This window comes from Candidatus Kuenenbacteria bacterium, from assembly GCA_012797775.1.
Lineage (GTDB): Bacteria > Patescibacteriota > Patescibacteriia > UBA2196 > GWA2-42-15 > JAAZMX01.
In genome coordinates this window covers 59,636-78,002 of sequence record JAAZOM010000006.1, presented here as the reverse complement: position 1 = coordinate 78,002, position 18,367 = coordinate 59,636, and the positions used below count along the sequence as shown (strand labels likewise).

15 protein-coding genes are annotated in these 18,367 nt (G+C 41.4%); 5 read left to right on the top strand and 10 right to left on the bottom strand.

Features of this window, described 5'->3' with window-relative positions:
* The coding region (locus GYA54_01005) for a hypothetical protein (protein ID NMC51292.1) at positions 1-1,498 on the bottom strand (1,498 nt) is incomplete at its 3' end.
* A gap of 341 nt (positions 1,499-1,839) precedes the next feature.
* The gene (locus GYA54_01000) at positions 1,840-6,828 is read right to left on the bottom strand and encodes a hypothetical protein (protein ID NMC51291.1); all 4,989 of its coding nucleotides are present in this window, start codon (positions 6,826-6,828) and stop codon (positions 1,840-1,842) included.
* 188 nt (positions 6,829-7,016) lie between these two features.
* On the opposite strand from GYA54_01000, the gene GYA54_00995 reads away from it, so the two are divergent.
* From GYA54_00995 to GYA54_00985, 3 genes are read left to right on the top strand one after another with little or no spacing between them, the layout of a single operon-like run.
* Complete coding sequence (locus GYA54_00995; GenBank protein ID NMC51290.1) at positions 7,017-9,500, top strand: ATP-dependent Clp protease ATP-binding subunit; 2,484 nt, start codon at positions 7,017-7,019, stop codon at positions 9,498-9,500.
* A 4-nt stretch (positions 9,501-9,504) separates the two neighbouring features.
* Positions 9,505-9,927, top strand: a complete 423-nt coding sequence (locus GYA54_00990) for an EamA family transporter (protein NMC51289.1) — start codon at positions 9,505-9,507, stop codon at positions 9,925-9,927.
* A gap of 1 nt (position 9,928) precedes the next feature.
* A complete protein-coding gene (locus tag GYA54_00985) occupies positions 9,929-10,693 on the top strand; it encodes a ComF family protein (GenBank protein NMC51288.1) in 765 nt (254 codons plus the stop codon).
* A 73-nt stretch (positions 10,694-10,766) separates the two neighbouring features.
* On the opposite strand, the gene GYA54_00980 is transcribed toward GYA54_00985, so the two are convergent.
* From GYA54_00980 to GYA54_00955, 6 genes are all read right to left on the bottom strand, one after another.
* Entirely contained in the window at positions 10,767-11,219 is a 453-nt protein-coding gene (locus GYA54_00980) for a hypothetical protein (GenBank protein NMC51287.1), read from the bottom strand.
* Positions 11,220-11,275: 56 nt separating this feature from the next.
* Entirely contained in the window at positions 11,276-11,704 is a 429-nt protein-coding gene (locus GYA54_00975) for an NUDIX domain-containing protein (GenBank protein ID NMC51286.1), read from the bottom strand.
* A gap of 2 nt (positions 11,705-11,706) precedes the next feature.
* Complete coding sequence (locus tag GYA54_00970; GenBank protein NMC51285.1) at positions 11,707-12,969, bottom strand: DegT/DnrJ/EryC1/StrS family aminotransferase; 1,263 nt, start codon at positions 12,967-12,969, stop codon at positions 11,707-11,709.
* A gap of 18 nt (positions 12,970-12,987) precedes the next feature.
* Complete coding sequence (locus tag GYA54_00965; GenBank protein ID NMC51284.1) at positions 12,988-13,998, bottom strand: Gfo/Idh/MocA family oxidoreductase; 1,011 nt, start codon at positions 13,996-13,998, stop codon at positions 12,988-12,990.
* Between the two features lie 98 nt (positions 13,999-14,096).
* A complete protein-coding gene (gene tsaE / locus GYA54_00960) occupies positions 14,097-14,552 on the bottom strand; it encodes a tRNA (adenosine(37)-N6)-threonylcarbamoyltransferase complex ATPase subunit type 1 TsaE (GenBank protein NMC51283.1) in 456 nt (151 codons plus the stop codon).
* 5 nt (positions 14,553-14,557) lie between these two features.
* Positions 14,558-15,163, bottom strand: coding sequence for a site-2 protease family protein (locus GYA54_00955; GenBank protein ID NMC51282.1), 606 nt, complete (start codon positions 15,161-15,163; stop codon positions 14,558-14,560).
* Between the two features lie 63 nt (positions 15,164-15,226).
* On the opposite strand from GYA54_00955, the gene GYA54_00950 reads away from it, so the two are divergent.
* Both GYA54_00950 and amrS read left to right on the top strand, forming a co-directional pair.
* Positions 15,227-15,403 (top strand): 50S ribosomal protein L28, encoded by a 177-nt coding sequence (locus tag GYA54_00950; protein ID NMC51281.1) that lies wholly within the window; start codon positions 15,227-15,229, stop codon positions 15,401-15,403.
* Positions 15,404-15,585: 182 nt separating this feature from the next.
* Entirely contained in the window at positions 15,586-16,476 is an 891-nt protein-coding gene (amrS, locus tag GYA54_00945) for an AmmeMemoRadiSam system radical SAM enzyme (GenBank protein ID NMC51280.1), read from the top strand.
* 97 nt (positions 16,477-16,573) lie between these two features.
* Here the strand turns inward: amrS and GYA54_00940 are convergent, their stop codons facing one another.
* Both GYA54_00940 and GYA54_00935 read right to left on the bottom strand, forming a co-directional pair.
* On the bottom strand, positions 16,574-17,671 hold the full coding sequence (locus tag GYA54_00940; protein NMC51279.1) for a DUF3048 domain-containing protein: 1,098 nt from the start codon (positions 17,669-17,671) through the stop codon (positions 16,574-16,576).
* Between the two features lie 17 nt (positions 17,672-17,688).
* Positions 17,689-18,357, bottom strand: coding sequence for a 50S ribosomal protein L25 (locus GYA54_00935; GenBank protein NMC51278.1), 669 nt, complete (start codon positions 18,355-18,357; stop codon positions 17,689-17,691).
* Positions 18,358-18,367: the final 10 nt, after the last annotated feature.

Genomic DNA, 18,367 nt, shown 5'->3' with positions numbered 1-18,367 from the left:
TTAAATTATTACTATATTTGAAGTTGCTTGCAATTATTACACCAGTGGCATCAAATAAAGAAAAGGTAACTTTAATGCCTTCACTATAACTGGCAATAGCCGTTCCTTGGTTTTTAATCTTAATTTTTAAATTGCCGTCAAAGGGCTTATTCAGCTCGGGGTTTTGCGGAACGAATTGAGCATCCTCAATAATTAAATCTGGCCCCACCACCACATCTTTGCTGGTAGTGTTATTGGCGGTATTGGTTTCGCCAGTCACGTTCTGCAAAGTGAGCTTGATGGTATAGGTACCGGGATCAACAAAGCTATAATTGGTGCGGTAACTAGTATAAGTGCCAGCGCCCGGGCCAACACCAATACCTTGGTTGACAGAAATATTCTCAGTAGAACCTAGAATTCCATTTTTATTTATTTCTACTTTAATAGTAAAACCGGCAGGGGCGTCTTTTGTGCCAACATTGTAGAAGGAAGGAACGAGCAAAACTGTATTATTGTTGTTGGCATCTGGGCCGTTAAGACCAAAGCCAGAGAAAGTGAGATCCGGTACGCTGCTAAGACAACTCTGGTTAGCGACCGGTTTGGTCCCAGCATTGGCACAGTAGCTATCAATGACTTGGGCGCCGGTGGAAGACTTACAATAGACTGTTCTAGCCTGAGTGCTATTAAGGCAGGTAGTCCAAGAGCTGGCGTACCAAGAATATGTAGCTTGAGGAGCTGCCGGACAATCAGACGGGCAATTGGCCGTTGTCTCACCGCTTTCGCAAACACCATCGTTGTCACAACCAATCTGAGTTGTTACTGTTAATTCTTTGCTGGTGGTATTGTTAGAGATATTTATTTCTCCGGCAACATTTTGTAAAGTGAGCTTGATAGTATAGGTACCGGGATCAACAAAGCTATAATTGGTGCGATAGGTGGTAAAGGTGCCGTAGCCAATATGCATGGCTTCGTTGAGGGTGATTGTTTCTGTGCCATTGGCGACTATGATACCATTCTTATTGATTTCTACTTTGATAGAAAAGCCAGTTGGGGCTAGCGCTGTACCAACATTTTGGAAAGAAGGAACGAGCAAAACTGTATTGTTGTTATTGGCGTCTGGGCCGTTAAGGCCAAAGCCAGAGAAAGTGAGATCTGGGGCGCTAACTGGTTGAACACATTTATAAACAGGTTTGGTGGAAGTATAGCTGCCAGTGTTGCCAGCAGCTCTCCAGACTGGTTCTGATGTTTCCCCATAATACTCAACGCTGACGGTATTGGGATACCATTTTTTGCAATAGGTCAACATGGCAATGTTGGCGCCAGAAGCACCATCGGGATCTGTTTTCCAGACTCCGTCTTCGGTGTGCTGGTTGACTTTACCCGCCCAATAAGAAATGCGGGGGGTAAGATCGAGGGTGGCGGCCTCTGCTTCTAGACTAAAAAACGGCGTAAAGAGAGTGGCTAGAATAACCAGGGCGGCTATTTTTTGAAATTTTGACTTTGTTTTTCCGCGGTACATATTATTACAAAAATTAGTTTATAAATAAAAAAACCGTACAAAAATACGGCTTCAGGGTGAATGAGAGCTAACAGAATATTTAATAATATAAAATTCTTGCTTTAAGACCATAATTAAAAAGAGCCTTTAAGTTCTTTATTACCTAATTGAAGTATAGCATAATCTCCTAAAAAAGTCAAATGCCTATTACCCAAGTTCAATGCCTAGCTATAAAAAAATAATGCAGTTCTAACATAGAAGCTGGCCAAAGATATACTCGCGCAATATTTATTTAGCCTCGATGATTTTTCATAAAATGCAAACACCGTTCCTGATAGGAACGGTGTTTGAAAAATCTAATGTTAGTTGCCACTTTGTATCCTTGCTAGATCATCATTATTAGTACCTAATGAAAGAGATGTGAATAAATTCATGACATTTTCCCAGGTGACTTCCCAACGTTTGGCCTCTTGATCCACATACCAGATACGACCACGATCCTCGACTTGGAGCAATAACCTGCCGATTAAACGGTTGCTCAAGACAGTATCAACTTGAACCTTGTCATTGCCACGATGGGCTGGGTCAGAAGCTAGATATGGATTGTAGCCATTGGTCACTTCTGATTTGTCATTATAGCCATCACCGTCACTGTCTTTGTCCACACTCACGGCATTGGGGTTGATGAGAATTTTGTTTAGATCACTATTACTAATACCCAAAGATAAATCCTGAAAAAGTTTCATGACATTACCAAAGGTTACTTCATATTTTTTATAATCTTCCGGGTAAATATAATAGACGCGACCATGGTCTTCAGCCGCTAGAAGTAAGCGGCCGGCGAGCCGTTCGCCTGTCGCATTATCAGAAATTTCACAATCGCGACTGTCAGATGGCTTTGTGCCAGTGCACTGGCTGTCAGATACTTTGGAACCAGATTGATTGCGGCACTCAACCATTAACTCTTGTTTTCCATCAACACAATCTGACCAACCGACATTAACCCAAGAATAAGTCTCCAATGCCTTTGTTTTGAAACTATATGAAGCGGTTTCCGCGACCTGATCGGCGATGACAAGGGCGTCGCCACGATAATAATAAGTGGTATCGGGGGCCAAGTTGGCAAGTCGAATCTGGTGAATCATGCTCGGTGTAATTGTTTGATATGCCTCATGGCTACCACCATCATAGGCTCTAAAATTGCGACCCTGAATCGTATCAGTGGTACCATACCAAACCGCGCCTTTGGTAGCGATGTTGGTGCTGAAATTGACAGTAGCCGAAGTGCTGGTGATATCGGAAACCCGCAAATTGGAGATAACAATATTATTATCAGGAGAAACGGCCAAATTACTAGTGATGCTGTTGTTGGCAGTATTGGTTTCACCGGCAACATCTAACATAGTGAGCTTAATAACATAGTTGCCCGGATCATCAAAAATATATTTATTATAAATGTGGGTCAAATAATTGCCAAAGCCCGGAGCAAAACCATCAGTAACTGTGAACGTTTCCTCGGAGCCGGCGATGGGGTCATCATTTATGCTGACTTCTACTTTGATATTGAAAGGCGTAGAAACGGCGACGGTGCCAATATTTTGGATAGCTGGAACCAAAGTCAGAGAGCTAGCGCCAGTACCGGCGGAACAAGCTTGCGTTTGCCAAAACGACGTTTCCCAAGAGTTTCCTGATTTTTCTCCTCCAATATTATAAAATCTTTCTTCTTCAAAACAAAAAGTGGGGTTGTTTTGACTACAGACTCTTACCTTAAAAACATGGTCACCATTAGTAAATGGATCAAAACCATCAGCAAAAAATGACCTTACTCCTTCAGTAGTAGATTCAAAAAAAAGGGTCCTATCAATAGTCGACAGCCATTCACTTTTATGGTCATCGATAAAGAAAAACATGTCCATCCTTTCATCTATTATAGAAGGTAAGACACCTCTAAAAACCAGCAGTTCCTCCCCATCTTCAGAATAAATAAAAAACTCAAATAGCTCAAAGGATAGAGAATTATTTTGACAACTGTCTACTTCTTTTGGCTTAGGGCCAAGACACAAAGCATCAGCAATAACATCGCCATTACTATCTAGGCATCTTACAGTTCTGGTTTTTGTGCCGCTAACACCACCATTGTTCAAGCTGACGGAAAAGGCGGTAAAGGTAAGGTCGGGTTCATCAGATATACAAGACTGCGATGTGACTGGCTTGGTAGCAGGAGGGCAGAAACTATCATTAACGTCGGTGACAGTCGTACCTTCTATTTTTTTACAGACGACAGTTCTTGTTTGATTACCATCAGTGCAAACACCCCAGGCGCTAGGTTCACCCCAGGCAAAAGTAATATTACTGCAACTTTGTGTCGTAGCTGGTTTGGCACCGGCATTGGCAACAATACATTTGGAGTCATCAGCCCTAGCACCATTAGAATCTTTGCAGTAGACAGTAACGGTCTGACTACCTCCGGTACAGGCACCAAGAGGGGCACCGGAGTACCAGGAGTAAGTAGCTAAGTTTGAACCGGTGACGGTAAAGAAAAGAGTCGCTGTCAGATCAGGATCCGAATTCACCCTAAAAACCAGTTCGTGACTGCCGGCGGTTTTGGGTATCCACTCACAGGTATAGATATCAGCATCGTTTTCTTTTACGCTGCAAAGAACATCATCTGGTATCGGATATTTTTTGTTATCTTTAAATTCAGCCCAATAGAAATCATGAGTACCAGTTATGGTCCCAGTCAGGACGACTTTTGTGTCGATGGCCGCGGTCGTAGGAGTGGCAGAAAGTGTGACAGCCGTCGCGCCCAAAGTACAACCTTGCGTCGTGTTTGGTTTGGCACCGGCATTGACACAATAGTTATCAATGACCGTGGTGACAGTCGTGCCTTCTGTTTTTTTACAAGATACGGTTCTGACCTGAGTGCCATTATTGCAAGGACCCCACGCACCTTCGGCCCAGGCGTAGGTGGTAGTAACGCTGGCGGCGGTCACAGTGTAGTTCGTCGTGGCAGTCAATTGATCACTATAATTAACCCGAAAAACTAACTGATGAGTACCGGCGGTTGTTGGAGTCCAGCTACAAGCGTAAGAATTGTTGCTGGATTTATTTCTGGTTTCGCACAAAATAGTATCATTGCCGTCTTTTAGGACTTTGAATTGAGCAATAGTGAAGGTGTGGTCGCCAATAATATTACCGCCTAGAACAACAGTCTGGCCGACCGCCACGGTGGTGGGGCTAACTCCCAAAGTAACATAACTAGTGGTGGAGTTAACCACGGTAAAATTCACATTCTTTGTGGAAATAACCGAGCCTCCAACAGAGATAGAAGCGGTAATGGTATGAGAACCACTAGCTGTCGGAGTCCAGTTGCAAGTTTGATAGCCAGTGACGCCGGCAGAGACCCTTGAAATGGTTGGGTTGCAAATAACGGCTGACCCACTTTTTAATTCCAATAAAATATTAGTATAAGGGTTTATCTGATCGCTATTCTTAATGGCAATACTTAGGGGAATAACCTCATTGGGGAGAATACTGGTCTTGGTGGTGGTGATACTTAAAATAGATAATTTACTGCAGACCTGAGTCGTAGCTGGTTTGGCACCGGCATTGGCACAATATCTTTCCTCAACATCGGTAACTGAAGTACCTTCTGTTTTTCTACAGACAACAGTTCTTGATTGGGTGCCATTGGCATTACAAGATCCCCACGCACCTTCGACCCAAGCGTAGGTGGGAGTAACACTGGCGGCGGTTACGGCGTAGTTGGCTGTAGCAGTTAAGGCATCATCATAGTTTACTCTAAAGGCTAATTGGTAGTCGCCGGCTGTTTTGGGTGTCCACTCGCATGTGTATAAACCGGTGCTATTTTTGGTAGTCGTATCACAAATAACCTTATCTGGGGTCGGATCATTATATAATTCTTTGAACTGAGCTATCTGAAAAGTGTGTTCCCCAGTAATCTTGCCAGTCAAAATGACTTTCTGGCCTACGGCCACAGTAGAGGGGCTAGTGGTCAGGGTGACGTAAGCAGAACTACCAACCACGGTAAAAGTCACATTCTTTGTGGAAATAACCGAGCCCCCAACAGAGATAGAAGCGGTAATGGTATGAGAACCACTAGCTGTCGGAGTCCAGTTGCAAGCAGCATAACCAGTTGCGCTGGGAGAGATCCGAGGCATAACAGTGCCGCTGCAAATGGCCAAGCCATTGACTTTTATCTCGATGGGCACGTTGGTAAGAGCATTGATATTATCATTATTTTTTACACCAATAGTAAGTGGGACCAATTGATTGGCTGTTGGCGTGCTGATGGTGGTAGTGATACTTTGAACAACCAGACTGGAAAAACTAGGAGAGGCAGATAAAGTCTGGAAGGATCCCACTTTTTCAATAGAGGTGCGACCATCCTCGCCACCGGCGTAAAAATTATATTTAGTGCCAGGTAAGAGACCGCTTAACGTTATTTCGTGATCAACGCCCCACTCCCTCTCATCTTCCCAATCGATGGAATCATAGGTATAGCTGGTGGTGCCATCCTTGGCATACCTTATCTCAGTACTCATGGGTACGTTGCTGGTCCAATAAATCTTGGCTGAGGTAGCACTGAGGTTGGCAACTTTGGGCTCGGAGATCGTAGGAGTGAGCGAACCAGCTGAGGTGGTAAATGACCCACTCTTGGAAATAAAACCACGATCACCTTGCTCTTCTGATTCAACAATATAATTATAGATGGTATTGGGAGTGAGGGAGGTGATAGAAATAGTGTGGGTAGAGGACTGACCAGAAAGATAGGCCTGGCGGTAAGTGGTTTCTGAGTTGGTCTTGTATTTTACCAAGTGGGTAGCCTCCATGTTGGTAGTCCAAGTAAGCGTAGCTGAGGAACTAGTAACGACGACGGACGGTTCTTTGGTAAAGGCCAAAGCATCGCTGGCGGCGGGGGCGCTTGTTAACGTTTTAAAATCACCATAGGCATTCAGGGTATAATACTCGTCAGAATCTTCTGATTCGGCAAAAAGATGGTAGCTGGTGTTTGGTGCAAGTCCAGTCAAATTAACCTCATGAGTATTACTAAAAGAAGCACCGGCACCATAAGCAATTTTTATATTATTAGTGCCAGCAACATAATAGGTAAGAACGGTGGTCATCGGGTCACTCGTGGTCCAGGTGATTTTGGCCGATGTGGCGGTGATATTGCTAATAGTGAGAGCAGAGATGGTAGGGTCAGCTGTAGTCTCTCCTAGCACCATCCCCTGCTTTTTTTCAGGAATTAAAAAAGCGGCACCAAGTAGTACCACTGACAATAGAAAAATAGCGACAAACAGTTTCCTGTTTTTGTAAAGACTAGGCATATCTTTATATTTTAGTTTTTATTTTTATTTTTTGGCCTTTAATGGCCTTTTAGACAAACGCCAATATTAGCATTTGTGATATAATTATATTGTAGCATAAATTTTGACAAAAGTCAAAAGAGAAAACACTCCCCTATCCTGAATTGAAAAGGTGCTTTAATTGTGTTAGAATAGGAACACATCAAAATATGACAGAAAATATTTTAAACAAATTTACCAATCATTACAAAAAGACTATTGTCCGGGCTTTTGGCCTGTCTGTTGCCAATAAGAAAAAAGAAATCGGCGTGGAAGAAATATTTTGGGGGCTGATCGCCGAGAAGGGCTCACTCGGCGGCGAGACCTTGAATAAGGCCGGGGTCAGGGCGGGGCTCGAGACTGACGCAGGAGAAGCAAAGACAGAGGAATGGGAAAAAATTCTCTCGGCGAAAGAGGAGGTGGGGCTAAGCAAAGTAGCAAAAAAAATAGTAGTGGACTCGGCCGCCGTGGCCGCCAAATACCAGCACAACTATATTGGCACAGAACATCTTTTATATAGTCTGATAAAAGCAAACAACGAAGAGGTAAATAAAATACTGGACAAATACAAAGTAAATAATAAAAATTTGCTCAAAAGCCTGGAATCGGTGCTTGGCTCTACGGCCAAATTTGGCGAGATCGCCGAGGCAGTCAATAACCTCAAGGAAAAACTGCGTCAGGAAGAAAAAAATAATAAAAAGAAACGCGAGACCATTTTGGATTTTTTTGGTACAGACCTGACTATCCCAGTAGCACAGAAGAATATCAATCCGGTGATCGGCCGGGAAGCAGAGATAAAAAGAGTGGTCCAAATTTTGTCACGGCGTAACAAAAATAATCCGATTCTCTTGGGCGAGCCGGGCGTGGGTAAAACCGCTATCGTGGAAGGGCTGGCCAAAAAAATAATGCTCGGGCAAGTGCCTGATGTTTTGGTTGATAAAAAAATATACTCCCTCGATATGCCCCTCTTGGTAGCTGGCACCAGTTACCGGGGAGAATTTGAAGCGCGCGTGAAACAGATCGTTGATGAGGCCAAATCTGATCCCAATATTATTTTATTCATTGATGAAATACACAATATCGTCGGCGCGGGCTCGAGCTCGGGTACAATGGACGCCGCCAATATTTTGAAACCTGCTCTAGCCCGCGGGGAAATCCACTGTATAGGAGCAACAACTTTTGAAGACTACAAAAAGCATATTGAGCCAGACAGCGCCTTGGGGAGAAGGCTGCAAAAAGTAATGGTCGGTGAACCGACAGCAGAGGAAGCTATAGAAATAATCAAAGGCATCCGGCCGGCCTATGAAAAACATCACCTCCTGAAAATCAGCGATGAAGCCATAGAGGAAGCGGTCCGCCTGTCAGAGCGATATTTGCCAAACCAATTTTTGCCAGATAAGGCGATTGACCTGATCGATGAAGCGGCCAGTAAAAAAAGAGTCGAGCGGCCGAGTCGAGGTAACCGGCAAAAGATCAGTCTGCTCAAAAAAGAGCTGCAACGACTCGGCAAAGAAAAGGATAATTTGGTCAAAGAAGAAAAGTACAAAGAGGCAATAAAAATCAAAGGGGAAGAGTTTGAGTTGGTGAATAAAATTTATCAGCTCGAGACAGAAGAGATGAACAATAAAATGAAGAGTAACCCCAAATCTCTGGCTGGCAATATAATAAAAGGAGACGATATCCGAGAACTCATGGCTGAGGCAACCAAGATCAATATTTCTGATAAGAAAAAAATGGCGGGGGAAATCGCCTCGCTAGAAGACAAGCTCAAGGCCAAGATCATCGGTCAAGAAAAAGTAATAAAAAAAATAGCCGGCGTAATAAAGCGCTCGGCCGTGGGGCTCGCTGGCGACAAAAGACCTTTGGGTTCTTTTGTCTTTGCCGGGGCCTCGGGTGTTGGTAAAACCTATACCGCCAAGGTATTGGCAGAAACCCTGAATCCTAGGGGAGACGGACTCATCAGGTTGGACATGTCTGAATATGGAGAAAAATTTAATGCTTCAAAAATCATCGGGGCACCGGCTGGCTATGTGGGCTATGATGAGGGTGGTGTTTTGACCGAAAAAATCAAAAGAAACCCCTATTCGGTGGTCTTGCTCGATGAGATAGAAAAGGCCCATCCGGATATTTTTAACCTCTGGCTATCAATCCTCGAAGACGGGCAAATAACAGACAGCAAGGGTCGGGTGATAAATTTTAGGAATACTATAATTATAATGACGACCAATATAGGGCTCAAAAAAAGAAGTGAACAGAAAAGACTGGGTTTTGGGGATGAGGAGAGAATGGCCGAAAGGGATAATTTTAAAGAAGCTTTGGAGGAATTTTTGCGGCCGGAATTTTTGAACCGAATAGACCAGATTTTGATATTTGAAAATTTGGGCAAAAAAGAACTAGCAAAAATAATTGAGCTGGAAATGCAAGCAATAAATGAAAAACTGGCAAATAAAAAACTGAAAATTGGCTGGGGAAAACCAGTGGTAGACAAACTACTCAAAGAGTGTGAAAAAAGAGAGACTGGGGCTAGGGCGGTGAGAGAGACCCTCCAAAAAGAAATAGAGGAGCCCTTGGCGGACAAAATTATTGGTGGTGAGAAAATAAAAAATAAGACTATCCAAATAACCGTCCAAAATAATAAAATAAAATTAACCTAAATTTATGTGGATCATCTTTGGACTTTTGGCCGCTGTATTTGCAGCGCTGGTCGCCATCTTTGGCAAGATGGGTTTGCACGGCATTGATACAGCGACGGCGACAACGATGAGAGCGATTGTCATGGCTATATTTTTATTGGTGGTAATTTTGATCCAAGGAAAAATAGGCCATATTGATGATATAATAGCCAATAAAAAAGCTCTCTATTATATAGTCTTGTCAGGAATAGCTGGGGCTCTTTCGTGGCTATTTTATTTTTTTGCTTTGAAGCTCGGAAAGGTATCTCAAGTGGCGCCCCTGGATCGGTTAAGTGTAGTGTTTGCGATAATTTTGGCGGCTTTGATACTCGGAGAAAAGATAAGTCTGAAAATTGGCATCGGGGCGGCCATGATGGCCATTGGAGCGATTTTAATTGTTTTGGCTTAATATGAATTGGCCAGTGATAAAAAACGCCTTGGAAAAATTGACCGGGCGTTTTTTGGATGTTTTGTTTCCAATCGAATGTCTAGGTTGCGGCCGAGAAAACGAGTGGCTGTGTCCACTCTGCCAGGCGAAAATAAAATTGAAAACAATTGATCAATGCGTAGTGTGCAAGGAGCCGACGGTGTTCGGGCAGACGCATCGTTCGTGCCAAGAAAAAACAGCTTTGGACGGGGTGATTGTGGCGGCGGAGTGGGAGGACAAATTATTACAAGAGGCGATTCATAAATATAAGTATAGTTTTGTAAAAGGATTGGCCGAGCCTCTGGCACAAATTTTGATAAAAAAAATAACCCCGCCTAGACAGGCTATCTGGGCAGGTGAGCCGCAAATGGTCCAATTATTAAAGAGTAAGAATATAATTTTGGCGCCGATACCTTTACACAGAAGAAGACTCAATTGGCGAGGTTTTAATCAGGCGGAACTTTTGGCAGAAAGAATTGGCAGAGAATTTGGCTGGCCGATAATGCCACTACTGATGCGGCGCAACAAATATACCAAACCGCAGGCCAAACTCAAAAAAGAAGAGCGGGAGAAAAACTTACAAGGAGTTTTTGGGATGAGTGATGAATTGGAAAAGGGGCTCAAAGATAAAACTGTGCTTTTGATAGATGATATTATCACAACAGGGACAACGATGAATGAGTGTGCCAAGATATTGAAAGAGGCCGGAGCCAAAGAAGTGTGGGGGGCGGCATTGGCCCGGGGTTAGATCTAAATAAATTTTAATAAAAAAGACGCTATTGTATTAAAATCATAGCGCCTCAATTTAAAGTTAAGAAAATTTATATTATTTTTTTAATCCCCACAATTTTTATTGTCTTGCCACCTGGGCCCATGACAATATCGCCGACCTTGTGTTGCATGATAACTTTGGCTAGCGGGGATGTGGATGAAATAACAGAATCATTATATCTAGCATCAGCTGCCCCCAAAACTTGATAAGAAATTGCTTCCTCGCCGTCGAATTCCAGATGGACCTCTACTCCGATAGTAACCATATTGCCTGGTATTTCTAAATTATCAATAAAAACGGGATATTGCATTAATCTACTGACCTCTGCGAGCTTGGAAGCCGCAACTGCTTGATCTACTAAAGCGCTCTCAAAAAGAGCGTTGTCGTGCCAACCGCCACCAGTTTCATAACCCACACCGATGTCTGCGGATATTTCTTTTGTTAATTTTTTGCGCAGCCCCTCAGCCTCTTCCATCAACAATTCCCATGTTTTTTCCAGCATATAATGCTTCATGGCCAATTCTCCTTTTTGTTTATTTTAATTTGTTAAATTATATTTTATTTTTTATATATTAATTTAAAACCTTGCCTAATGACTTTTTTTGTTTCTTTGGATAAATTATATCTTCTAATATGATTCTTTGATATCCAAGCATAATCCTGATGTTCTTTGCTGATAACAACTTTATGGCCAACTGCTCTCACCAAAAAATTAATTTGCGTACAGTCTTTTATAATCTTTTCTTTTTTAATTTGATAATTGAAAACGGAAAGAATATTAATAACTTTAACCCTTAATCCTGTTTCTTCCTTTATTTCTCTAAGTAAAGATGTTATACACCCTTCAAGCAATTCTTTTTTTCCACTGGGCAATTCCCACATGTTTGGAAAAATATTTTCATCTTTATTGCGTTGAACTATTAGGACTTTATTCCCACTAAATATAACAGCGCCCAAGACTACTTGCGAAATAACATTGTTTAACATACTCAAATTATTTTATCAAGATTATTACACACTTTTTTAAAACCTTTTATATAATAATCCACCATTTTGTGTTCCTTCTTCAATGCCCAGACTGGCAATTTGATAGCATATTTATAGAATTTCTCTGCTTTGGGGAAATCTCCGGGTTTATAAGAAAAATAATTTTTTTTATATATGGGGAATAATTCAGTGGGGTTCTGGAAAAGTGGTAATAAATTAAGGGGCGAGGTTGAACCGGGTCGATCAACCTCCAATAAGCCCTCTGCTTGTATCGCTCTAAAAAAATTATCAATTGATGGATACTTATAATTATAACCTTTGTATTGAAAAACCAAACCATACCAAGCTGGTTCATATGCGGGGTCCGAAAAAGCTGGCGGTAATGCAAAATATGGTATTTTTTTAAATTCTTTTATTATTTTTTTAGCAAACATTCTTTTAACTCTCAGAATTGTGTCTAGATTACTCAACATGCTATAAGCTATACGAACAGCTACTGGGTGGCTTCTAAATTTTAAACCCATACCTGTAGTTGAGTATTTATATAAATTGTGTTCTTTATTAATTTCATCTTTACATCTTTTGTTATAATGCCCTAGCAGAAGAATCCTATAATAGAACTCTTTATTATTTGTAGTAACAATGCCACCTTCTCCACCGCTTATAATTTTGGGGCCCTGCAAACTCCACGCTGATAAGTCTCCGAATGACCCAACTTTTTTTCCTTTAAATTTGGCGCCGTGAGCATGGGAACAGTCTTCTAAGAGTAACAGGTTATTTTTTCTACACAGACTAACAATTTTATCCATCTGGCAGGGAACACCCCACATGTGAGTAACAACGACGCCCTTGGTTTTGGGGGTTATCTTTTTTAAAATCTCGGCTGGATCTATATTGCCATTATCATCACAATCACATAAAACTGGTTTTGCCCCGGTAAAAAGAAGTGGGGTGACAGAAGCAAAAAATGTATATGCCGGACAAATTATCTCATCTCCTTCTTTAAATCTAGCTGCAATAAACATAGAGTAAATTGCGGTGGTCCCAGAATTACATAAAACAGCATGCTTTACATCATGATAATTCGCAAAATAATTTTCGAACTTTTCAATAATCCCAGATTTATTATAAATAGATATGCTCTCGCTCAACTGCTTTACGACAGAGTCTTTAATGGTTTTAGTAATTATGGGCCATGAGTAGTGTGGGGCTTTTTTGTTTATTGTCTTGGCTCCGCCTAATATAGCTAATTTTTCCGTGGTCATATATTTATGATTAACAAATTAAAAAAACTCTTTTGGATTAATATATTTATTTAATATTTTTGATTTATAGGCGGCCTCAATAAAGGCTAAGTGACAAAGATGAGATTCTGGGCTATTAATATTTTCTTTTTCTCCTCTGATCACCTTGATAAAGTAATCTAACTGGTCTTGAGCAGCTGAGGGCCAACTATTTTCTCTTTTTAAAGATTCACACAGTTCGCCGTTAGAAGAATAACGCTCAATCTTGCCACGCTCTAAGTGTATGCATCCTCTGGTTCCATATAAATTCAAAAATTCTTGTTTGGGTGGAATTACCCTGGAGACCAATAACGAGCCCCACAAACTTTTAGATTCCCATTTAAATAGAACTTGGGCTGTGTCTTCTGCGTCATATTGCTGAAAATCATTGCCAGTACAGGAGGTCTCAGCCATTACTTTGTCCGCTAGTCCAAAATACCACATTAAAAGATCAACCATGTGATAACCCATGTCTAAAAGACATCCACCACCAGCTAATTTATTTTTTCCCCGCCATCCTTCCCCTGGTTTATCAGTAAAAAAAGTATATTTTATTTCAATATAGAATGGTTTCCCAATTTTGTCAGCTAATTGGAAAAAGGTTGAATAAATTGGGTTAAATCTTCTTTGTAGGGTAGTGCTAACTTTAACATTATATTTATTGGCCATTTTAATTATTTCTTTTGCCTCTTTTAGGTTTGTAGAAAATGGTTTTTCTTTTAAAATATGTATTTTATTTTTTATTATTTTTTTCGTCATTTCATCATGCAGATAGTGAGGAACAGCCAAAATTATAAAATCGACTTTCTCCTTTTTTAAAAAATTATCTAAACTCTTATAGCCCCTGACGGCAGGATTGTCTTTAAGAAAAGACTGCAGTCTGTTTTTATCAATCTCAACAACAGCAACTAGATTAACATCTAATGATGCTTTTATTGCTGGGATGTGGTCTTCTAAAGATTGATGACCCAGCCCGATAACACCAACTTTTAATTTGTTGTTGTTTTTCATATATATGTGTTTATACTATATTTTACATTTTATTTATCATCACACATGGTTACAAAAATGTCAAATAAACACTAAGGGGGGTTTATGGTTTTTAAGGTTTATTTTGGATTTTGAATTTGGGGTTTGGTGCTTATAATTCGCTCTTCCTCTCCCCTACCCTGACGGAAATTGAACCAAATAGTATTTTGGGGCATAATACTTTTTATCTTGTCCGCCCACTCGACGACGATCAAGCTATCATTCTTTCTTAATATTTCTTCCCAACCAAGCGCCAATAATTCTTCTTCGTGGCCAAGGCGGTAGCAATCAACGTGGATCAAGTTTTTGATCCCTTTTTTGTTTTGGGGAGCGGGATAAATCTTGAGTAAAACAAAAGTCGGGCTGGTGATGTGTTTTTTGATTTTCAGACCTTGGGCCAGACCTTTGGTGAAATGCGTCTTGCCAGAGCCGAGAGCGCCAACCAAACCCAAAACCGCTGGACCTGTAATTTTATGAATAAAATTAACAGCCAACTTTTGGGTTTCCGAGATTGAATGAGCGGTGATTTGAGACATAAAATTTATACTCCGACCACAAGTCGGAATATCCAATTAACAATCGGGTTGATGACCCCAGAAAAATAAAAAACAAAAATTAGAAGAAAAATTATACCATATCTTTCTAATACAATTTTAAAATTACCCCAAGAATCTGGCAGGATAGCAAATAAAACCTTGGAACCATCTAAGGGAGGAATGGGCACCAAATTGAAAACCAATAGAATGATATTGGCAAAAGCGATCAAGCCGAGCAGTGAGGAGAACGTGCTGATTGGTAGGAGTCTGAAGAGCGCACCGAAGAAAATAGCGACAATGAGATTGGACAGCGGACCAGCCAAGCCGACCAAGGCCGGCCCCCATTTTTTATTTTTTAGATTGTAAGGATTGTAAGGCACGGGCTTGGCATAGGCAAACATAAAACTGCCGCCAGAGGCCAAGAGTAAAAATAGGGGCAAAAGAAGAGTGCCATAAATATCAATGTGAGCTCGCGGGTCAAGGGTCAGGCGGCCAGCATATTTGGCGGTTGGGTCGCCCAAGCGATCAGCCATCCAACCATGAGAATATTCGTGGATGATAGCCGAAGGGATAATAATGAGGAAATAAAAAATAAGATGTGTAAAATCCATATAAAAGCTTGACTTATAATATCTTTATGGTATTATAATTCCAATAATTAATCAAACTTTTATATGTCTCGAATCTGTGATTTGTGCGGCCGTGGTCCGCAAAAATTTGTCCAAAGTTCCCACGCTCAAAATAAAACCCTGACACGCAAATATATAAATCTCCAAAGCAAAATTATTGATGGGGTGAAAAAGAAAGTCTGTACTAGATGTTTGAAGACTTTGAAGAAAAAAGCAAAGTAAAAAGATGAAAGCCACCGCAATGGTGGCTTTTTAAATTCCATCAAATTTATCCTGACCCCGCCATGGGCGGGGGAAGGATCCCGTGCTAAAATGAATATTATATTAATTATAGTAAGTGGCTATCTAAACGGGATCCCTCGTCCCGATATTCATCGGGGCTCGGGATAAATTACTAAAAAATTATGAAAGAATCCATGCTCTACAAAAAACTCAAAAATAACATAACCCAGTGCGAGACCTGCTGCCATTTTTGCGTTTTAAAGCCGGGAGAGAAGGGCAAGTGCCGGGTGCGGGAAAATCAGGGCGGCAAAATCTTTGTGTTGAATTATGGAAAATCAACTGGCCTGTCTATTGACCCAGTTGAGAAAAAACCGCTGTATCATTTTTTGCCGGGTACCCACACTCTGTCATTTGGAACACTTGGCTGTAATTTTTATTGCTTGCATTGCCAGAATTTTTTTATCAGCCAAGTGGCAGAAGATGATGAGGAACTGCAAATTTATCAAAAGGAAAGAATTGAGGAAATAACACCGGAGAAAATCGTGGCTACAGCACTAAAAAACAAATTGCCTTCTATTTCCTATACTTACAATGAGCCAACTGTTTTTCTCGAATACGCACTTGAGACCATGAAGCTGGCCAAGAAAAAGAATCTAAAAAATATCTGGGTGAGTAATGGCTTTATGTCGGAGAAAACGCTGGAGCTAATCGCGCCATATCTCGATGCGATTAACGTGGATCTGAAATCATTTTCCGACAAATTTTACCAGGAAACTTGCGGGGCGCGACTGCAACCGGTCCTAGATAATTTGGTAAAAATAAAAAAACTAGGCATCCACCTAGAAGTAACCACTCTCATAATCCCAACCAAAAATGATTCGGCTAAAGAGTTGACAAAAATCGCTAAATTTATTTTTGAAAAACTAGGGCTAGACACACCGTGGCATGTGAGCGCTTTTTATCCGACACATAAAATAACTAATTTGCCACCGACGCCCAAAAACAAAATTATGGAAGCGATAGAAATCGGGAAGCGGGCTGGGCTCAAGTGGGTACATGGAGGAAATATTTGAACAAAATACAAAACGCAATTAACAAAACTCAAAAAATGAATGAATAAAAAAGCCAGCGGGATTGACCCGGCTGGCGGTTTGTTCTGTATTTATTGAATCAATCAAGCTCTATCTCTCGCGCACCGGGAATGATCTCTATCCAGATCTGGCCGGGCTTCAGTGGCAGGTAATTGCCATTGGCATCAAAAAATTGGGTACGCGATTCTGGAGATGTTTTTTGCCATTGGCCCAATATTTTCACGCCATCACGAAAAAGCCAGACTTCACCATCGCCAAGGAGATCAAGTGACAGGCGACCGATGGCATCGAGGGTTTTTTCCGCCGGGATAAATTGAATTAGAATATTTTCGGGAGAGACTTGTTTTTTGCTCAGAGCATCAATATCTTTGGAGCCGCCAGTAGAGCGTAGGTAGCTCTTCGTAGAAGTACTGTAAACATATTCTACGCGGTAATTGGTATTGCCAGAAAAATCAAAAGCAATTTTTTCTACCCTATCTTTCTCCAAATTACGCTCCAATTCAGAAAAAAAACGCCAGCCGGTATAAACGGGAATTTTGCCTCCTAGCTTCCAGTCTATGATGGCTGTGGCCAATTTGTCCGATGATGTAAAAAGATTGTGCGGAGAGGTCCTCGAATAAACGCGCCAAAAATAATCAGGCCCCCACCAGGCGATCTCTTCTAGGTTATAGACTTCTAACTTCTCAATATCTTTTAATGCATCGACTGAACCGCCAGAGTGAGCCAAAAGGGCCTCATACTCTTTGGCAATAGGGAGAAAATAAGGACGGACAGAACGGACTGGCCCGATTTTTTCGATTTTATTTGCCATGGTACTAGTCGGGGTATAAAAAGCCAGAAAACGAGTGGCCCCGCCTTCGACCAAAAACTCATAAACAATATCTGCTTTGGACAAGCCATAAAGCGGCCGGGCATCAGGATGATTGTCGATAGAGACCGCTACTGGCCAGACATTTTCCTCTCCGAGTGGGGCCGGCAAACCATTGATAATTTTTTGACCAGCTGGAATTTTATCTTGGTCGGCTATAGTATTGGCAGGTGAAGAATAATCAGCCGGCCGAAAAGACAAACAAAAAATCAGATGATAAAATAAAAGCCCAAACAAAACAACAAAAATACCAACTAAGATAATTAGCTGGTATTTAAAAATATTTCTAATAAAAAGATTGTTAATCATTTTAGAGAAAATTAGGACTAGGATTCTGTTCCCTCTTCACTCTCAGTGGCTTCGGCAGCCTTGGCTTCCCTTTCGGTCATTGGCGCCGGAGCCTCACCCTCGGCGGCCGGAGCAGTTTCTTCTATTTTTTCTTCAACAATGGCCTGGAGGCTGGCGACTGGCAACTCGGGATCAGAAATTAATTCCAGCCCGGCTGGCAACTTTATGTCTTTGGCGTAAATAACATCACCAATGCTCTTGAGAGTGGACAAATCAATGTCTATTTCCTTGACTAGGTCTTTGGGTAAGCATTCCACTTCGAGGTGGTCAACACTTTCAGAAATTTCCCCACCGGTCAACTTCATAACTTCTTCGGCGCCTAAAAATTTTAGTTCCACGTCAACGCGAGTCTTTTTGCTCATGTCGAGTTCATAAAAATCCACATGAATACATTCCCCATTCAGGGGATCTTTTTGCATATCGTGAATCAAAACCTTGACCGGATCCTTGCCACCAATAGCGAGGTCGACTAGGGTGGATTCGCCGGCGTCTCTCAAGACGCGTTCAAAATCACGATAGTTGATAAAAATATTTTGGTTTTCTACTTTGGGGCCATAAACCACGGCAGGGATTTTTTTCTGCTCATTTGAAGAAAAATCTTTCTTACCTTTTTCTCTGGTTTCTGCTTGAAGGGAAATAGCGGTCATATATCTTTTG

Excerpts from the sequence above, each read along its gene's own strand:
- GYA54_01000 (NMC51291.1), bottom strand. The coding sequence starts at position 6,828 with ATGCCTAGTCTTTACAAAAACAGGAAACTGTTTGTCGCTATTTTTCTA.
- GYA54_00995 (NMC51290.1), top strand. The coding sequence starts at position 7,017 with ATGACAGAAAATATTTTAAACAAATTTACCAATCATTACAAAAAGACT.
- GYA54_00990 (NMC51289.1), top strand. The coding sequence starts at position 9,505 with ATGTGGATCATCTTTGGACTTTTGGCCGCTGTATTTGCAGCGCTGGTC.
- GYA54_00985 (NMC51288.1), top strand. The coding sequence starts at position 9,929 with ATGAATTGGCCAGTGATAAAAAACGCCTTGGAAAAATTGACCGGGCGT.
- GYA54_00980 (NMC51287.1), bottom strand. The coding sequence starts at position 11,219 with ATGCTGGAAAAAACATGGGAATTGTTGATGGAAGAGGCTGAGGGGCTG.
- GYA54_00975 (NMC51286.1), bottom strand. The coding sequence starts at position 11,704 with ATGTTAAACAATGTTATTTCGCAAGTAGTCTTGGGCGCTGTTATATTT.
- GYA54_00970 (NMC51285.1), bottom strand. The coding sequence starts at position 12,969 with ATGACCACGGAAAAATTAGCTATATTAGGCGGAGCCAAGACAATAAAC.
- GYA54_00965 (NMC51284.1), bottom strand. The coding sequence starts at position 13,998 with ATGAAAAACAACAACAAATTAAAAGTTGGTGTTATCGGGCTGGGTCAT.
- tsaE (NMC51283.1), bottom strand. The coding sequence starts at position 14,552 with ATGTCTCAAATCACCGCTCATTCAATCTCGGAAACCCAAAAGTTGGCT.
- GYA54_00955 (NMC51282.1), bottom strand. The coding sequence starts at position 15,163 with ATGGATTTTACACATCTTATTTTTTATTTCCTCATTATTATCCCTTCG.
- GYA54_00950 (NMC51281.1), top strand. The coding sequence starts at position 15,227 with ATGTCTCGAATCTGTGATTTGTGCGGCCGTGGTCCGCAAAAATTTGTC.
- amrS (NMC51280.1), top strand. The coding sequence starts at position 15,586 with ATGAAAGAATCCATGCTCTACAAAAAACTCAAAAATAACATAACCCAG.
- GYA54_00940 (NMC51279.1), bottom strand. The coding sequence starts at position 17,671 with ATGATTAACAATCTTTTTATTAGAAATATTTTTAAATACCAGCTAATT.
- GYA54_00935 (NMC51278.1), bottom strand. The coding sequence starts at position 18,357 with ATGACCGCTATTTCCCTTCAAGCAGAAACCAGAGAAAAAGGTAAGAAA.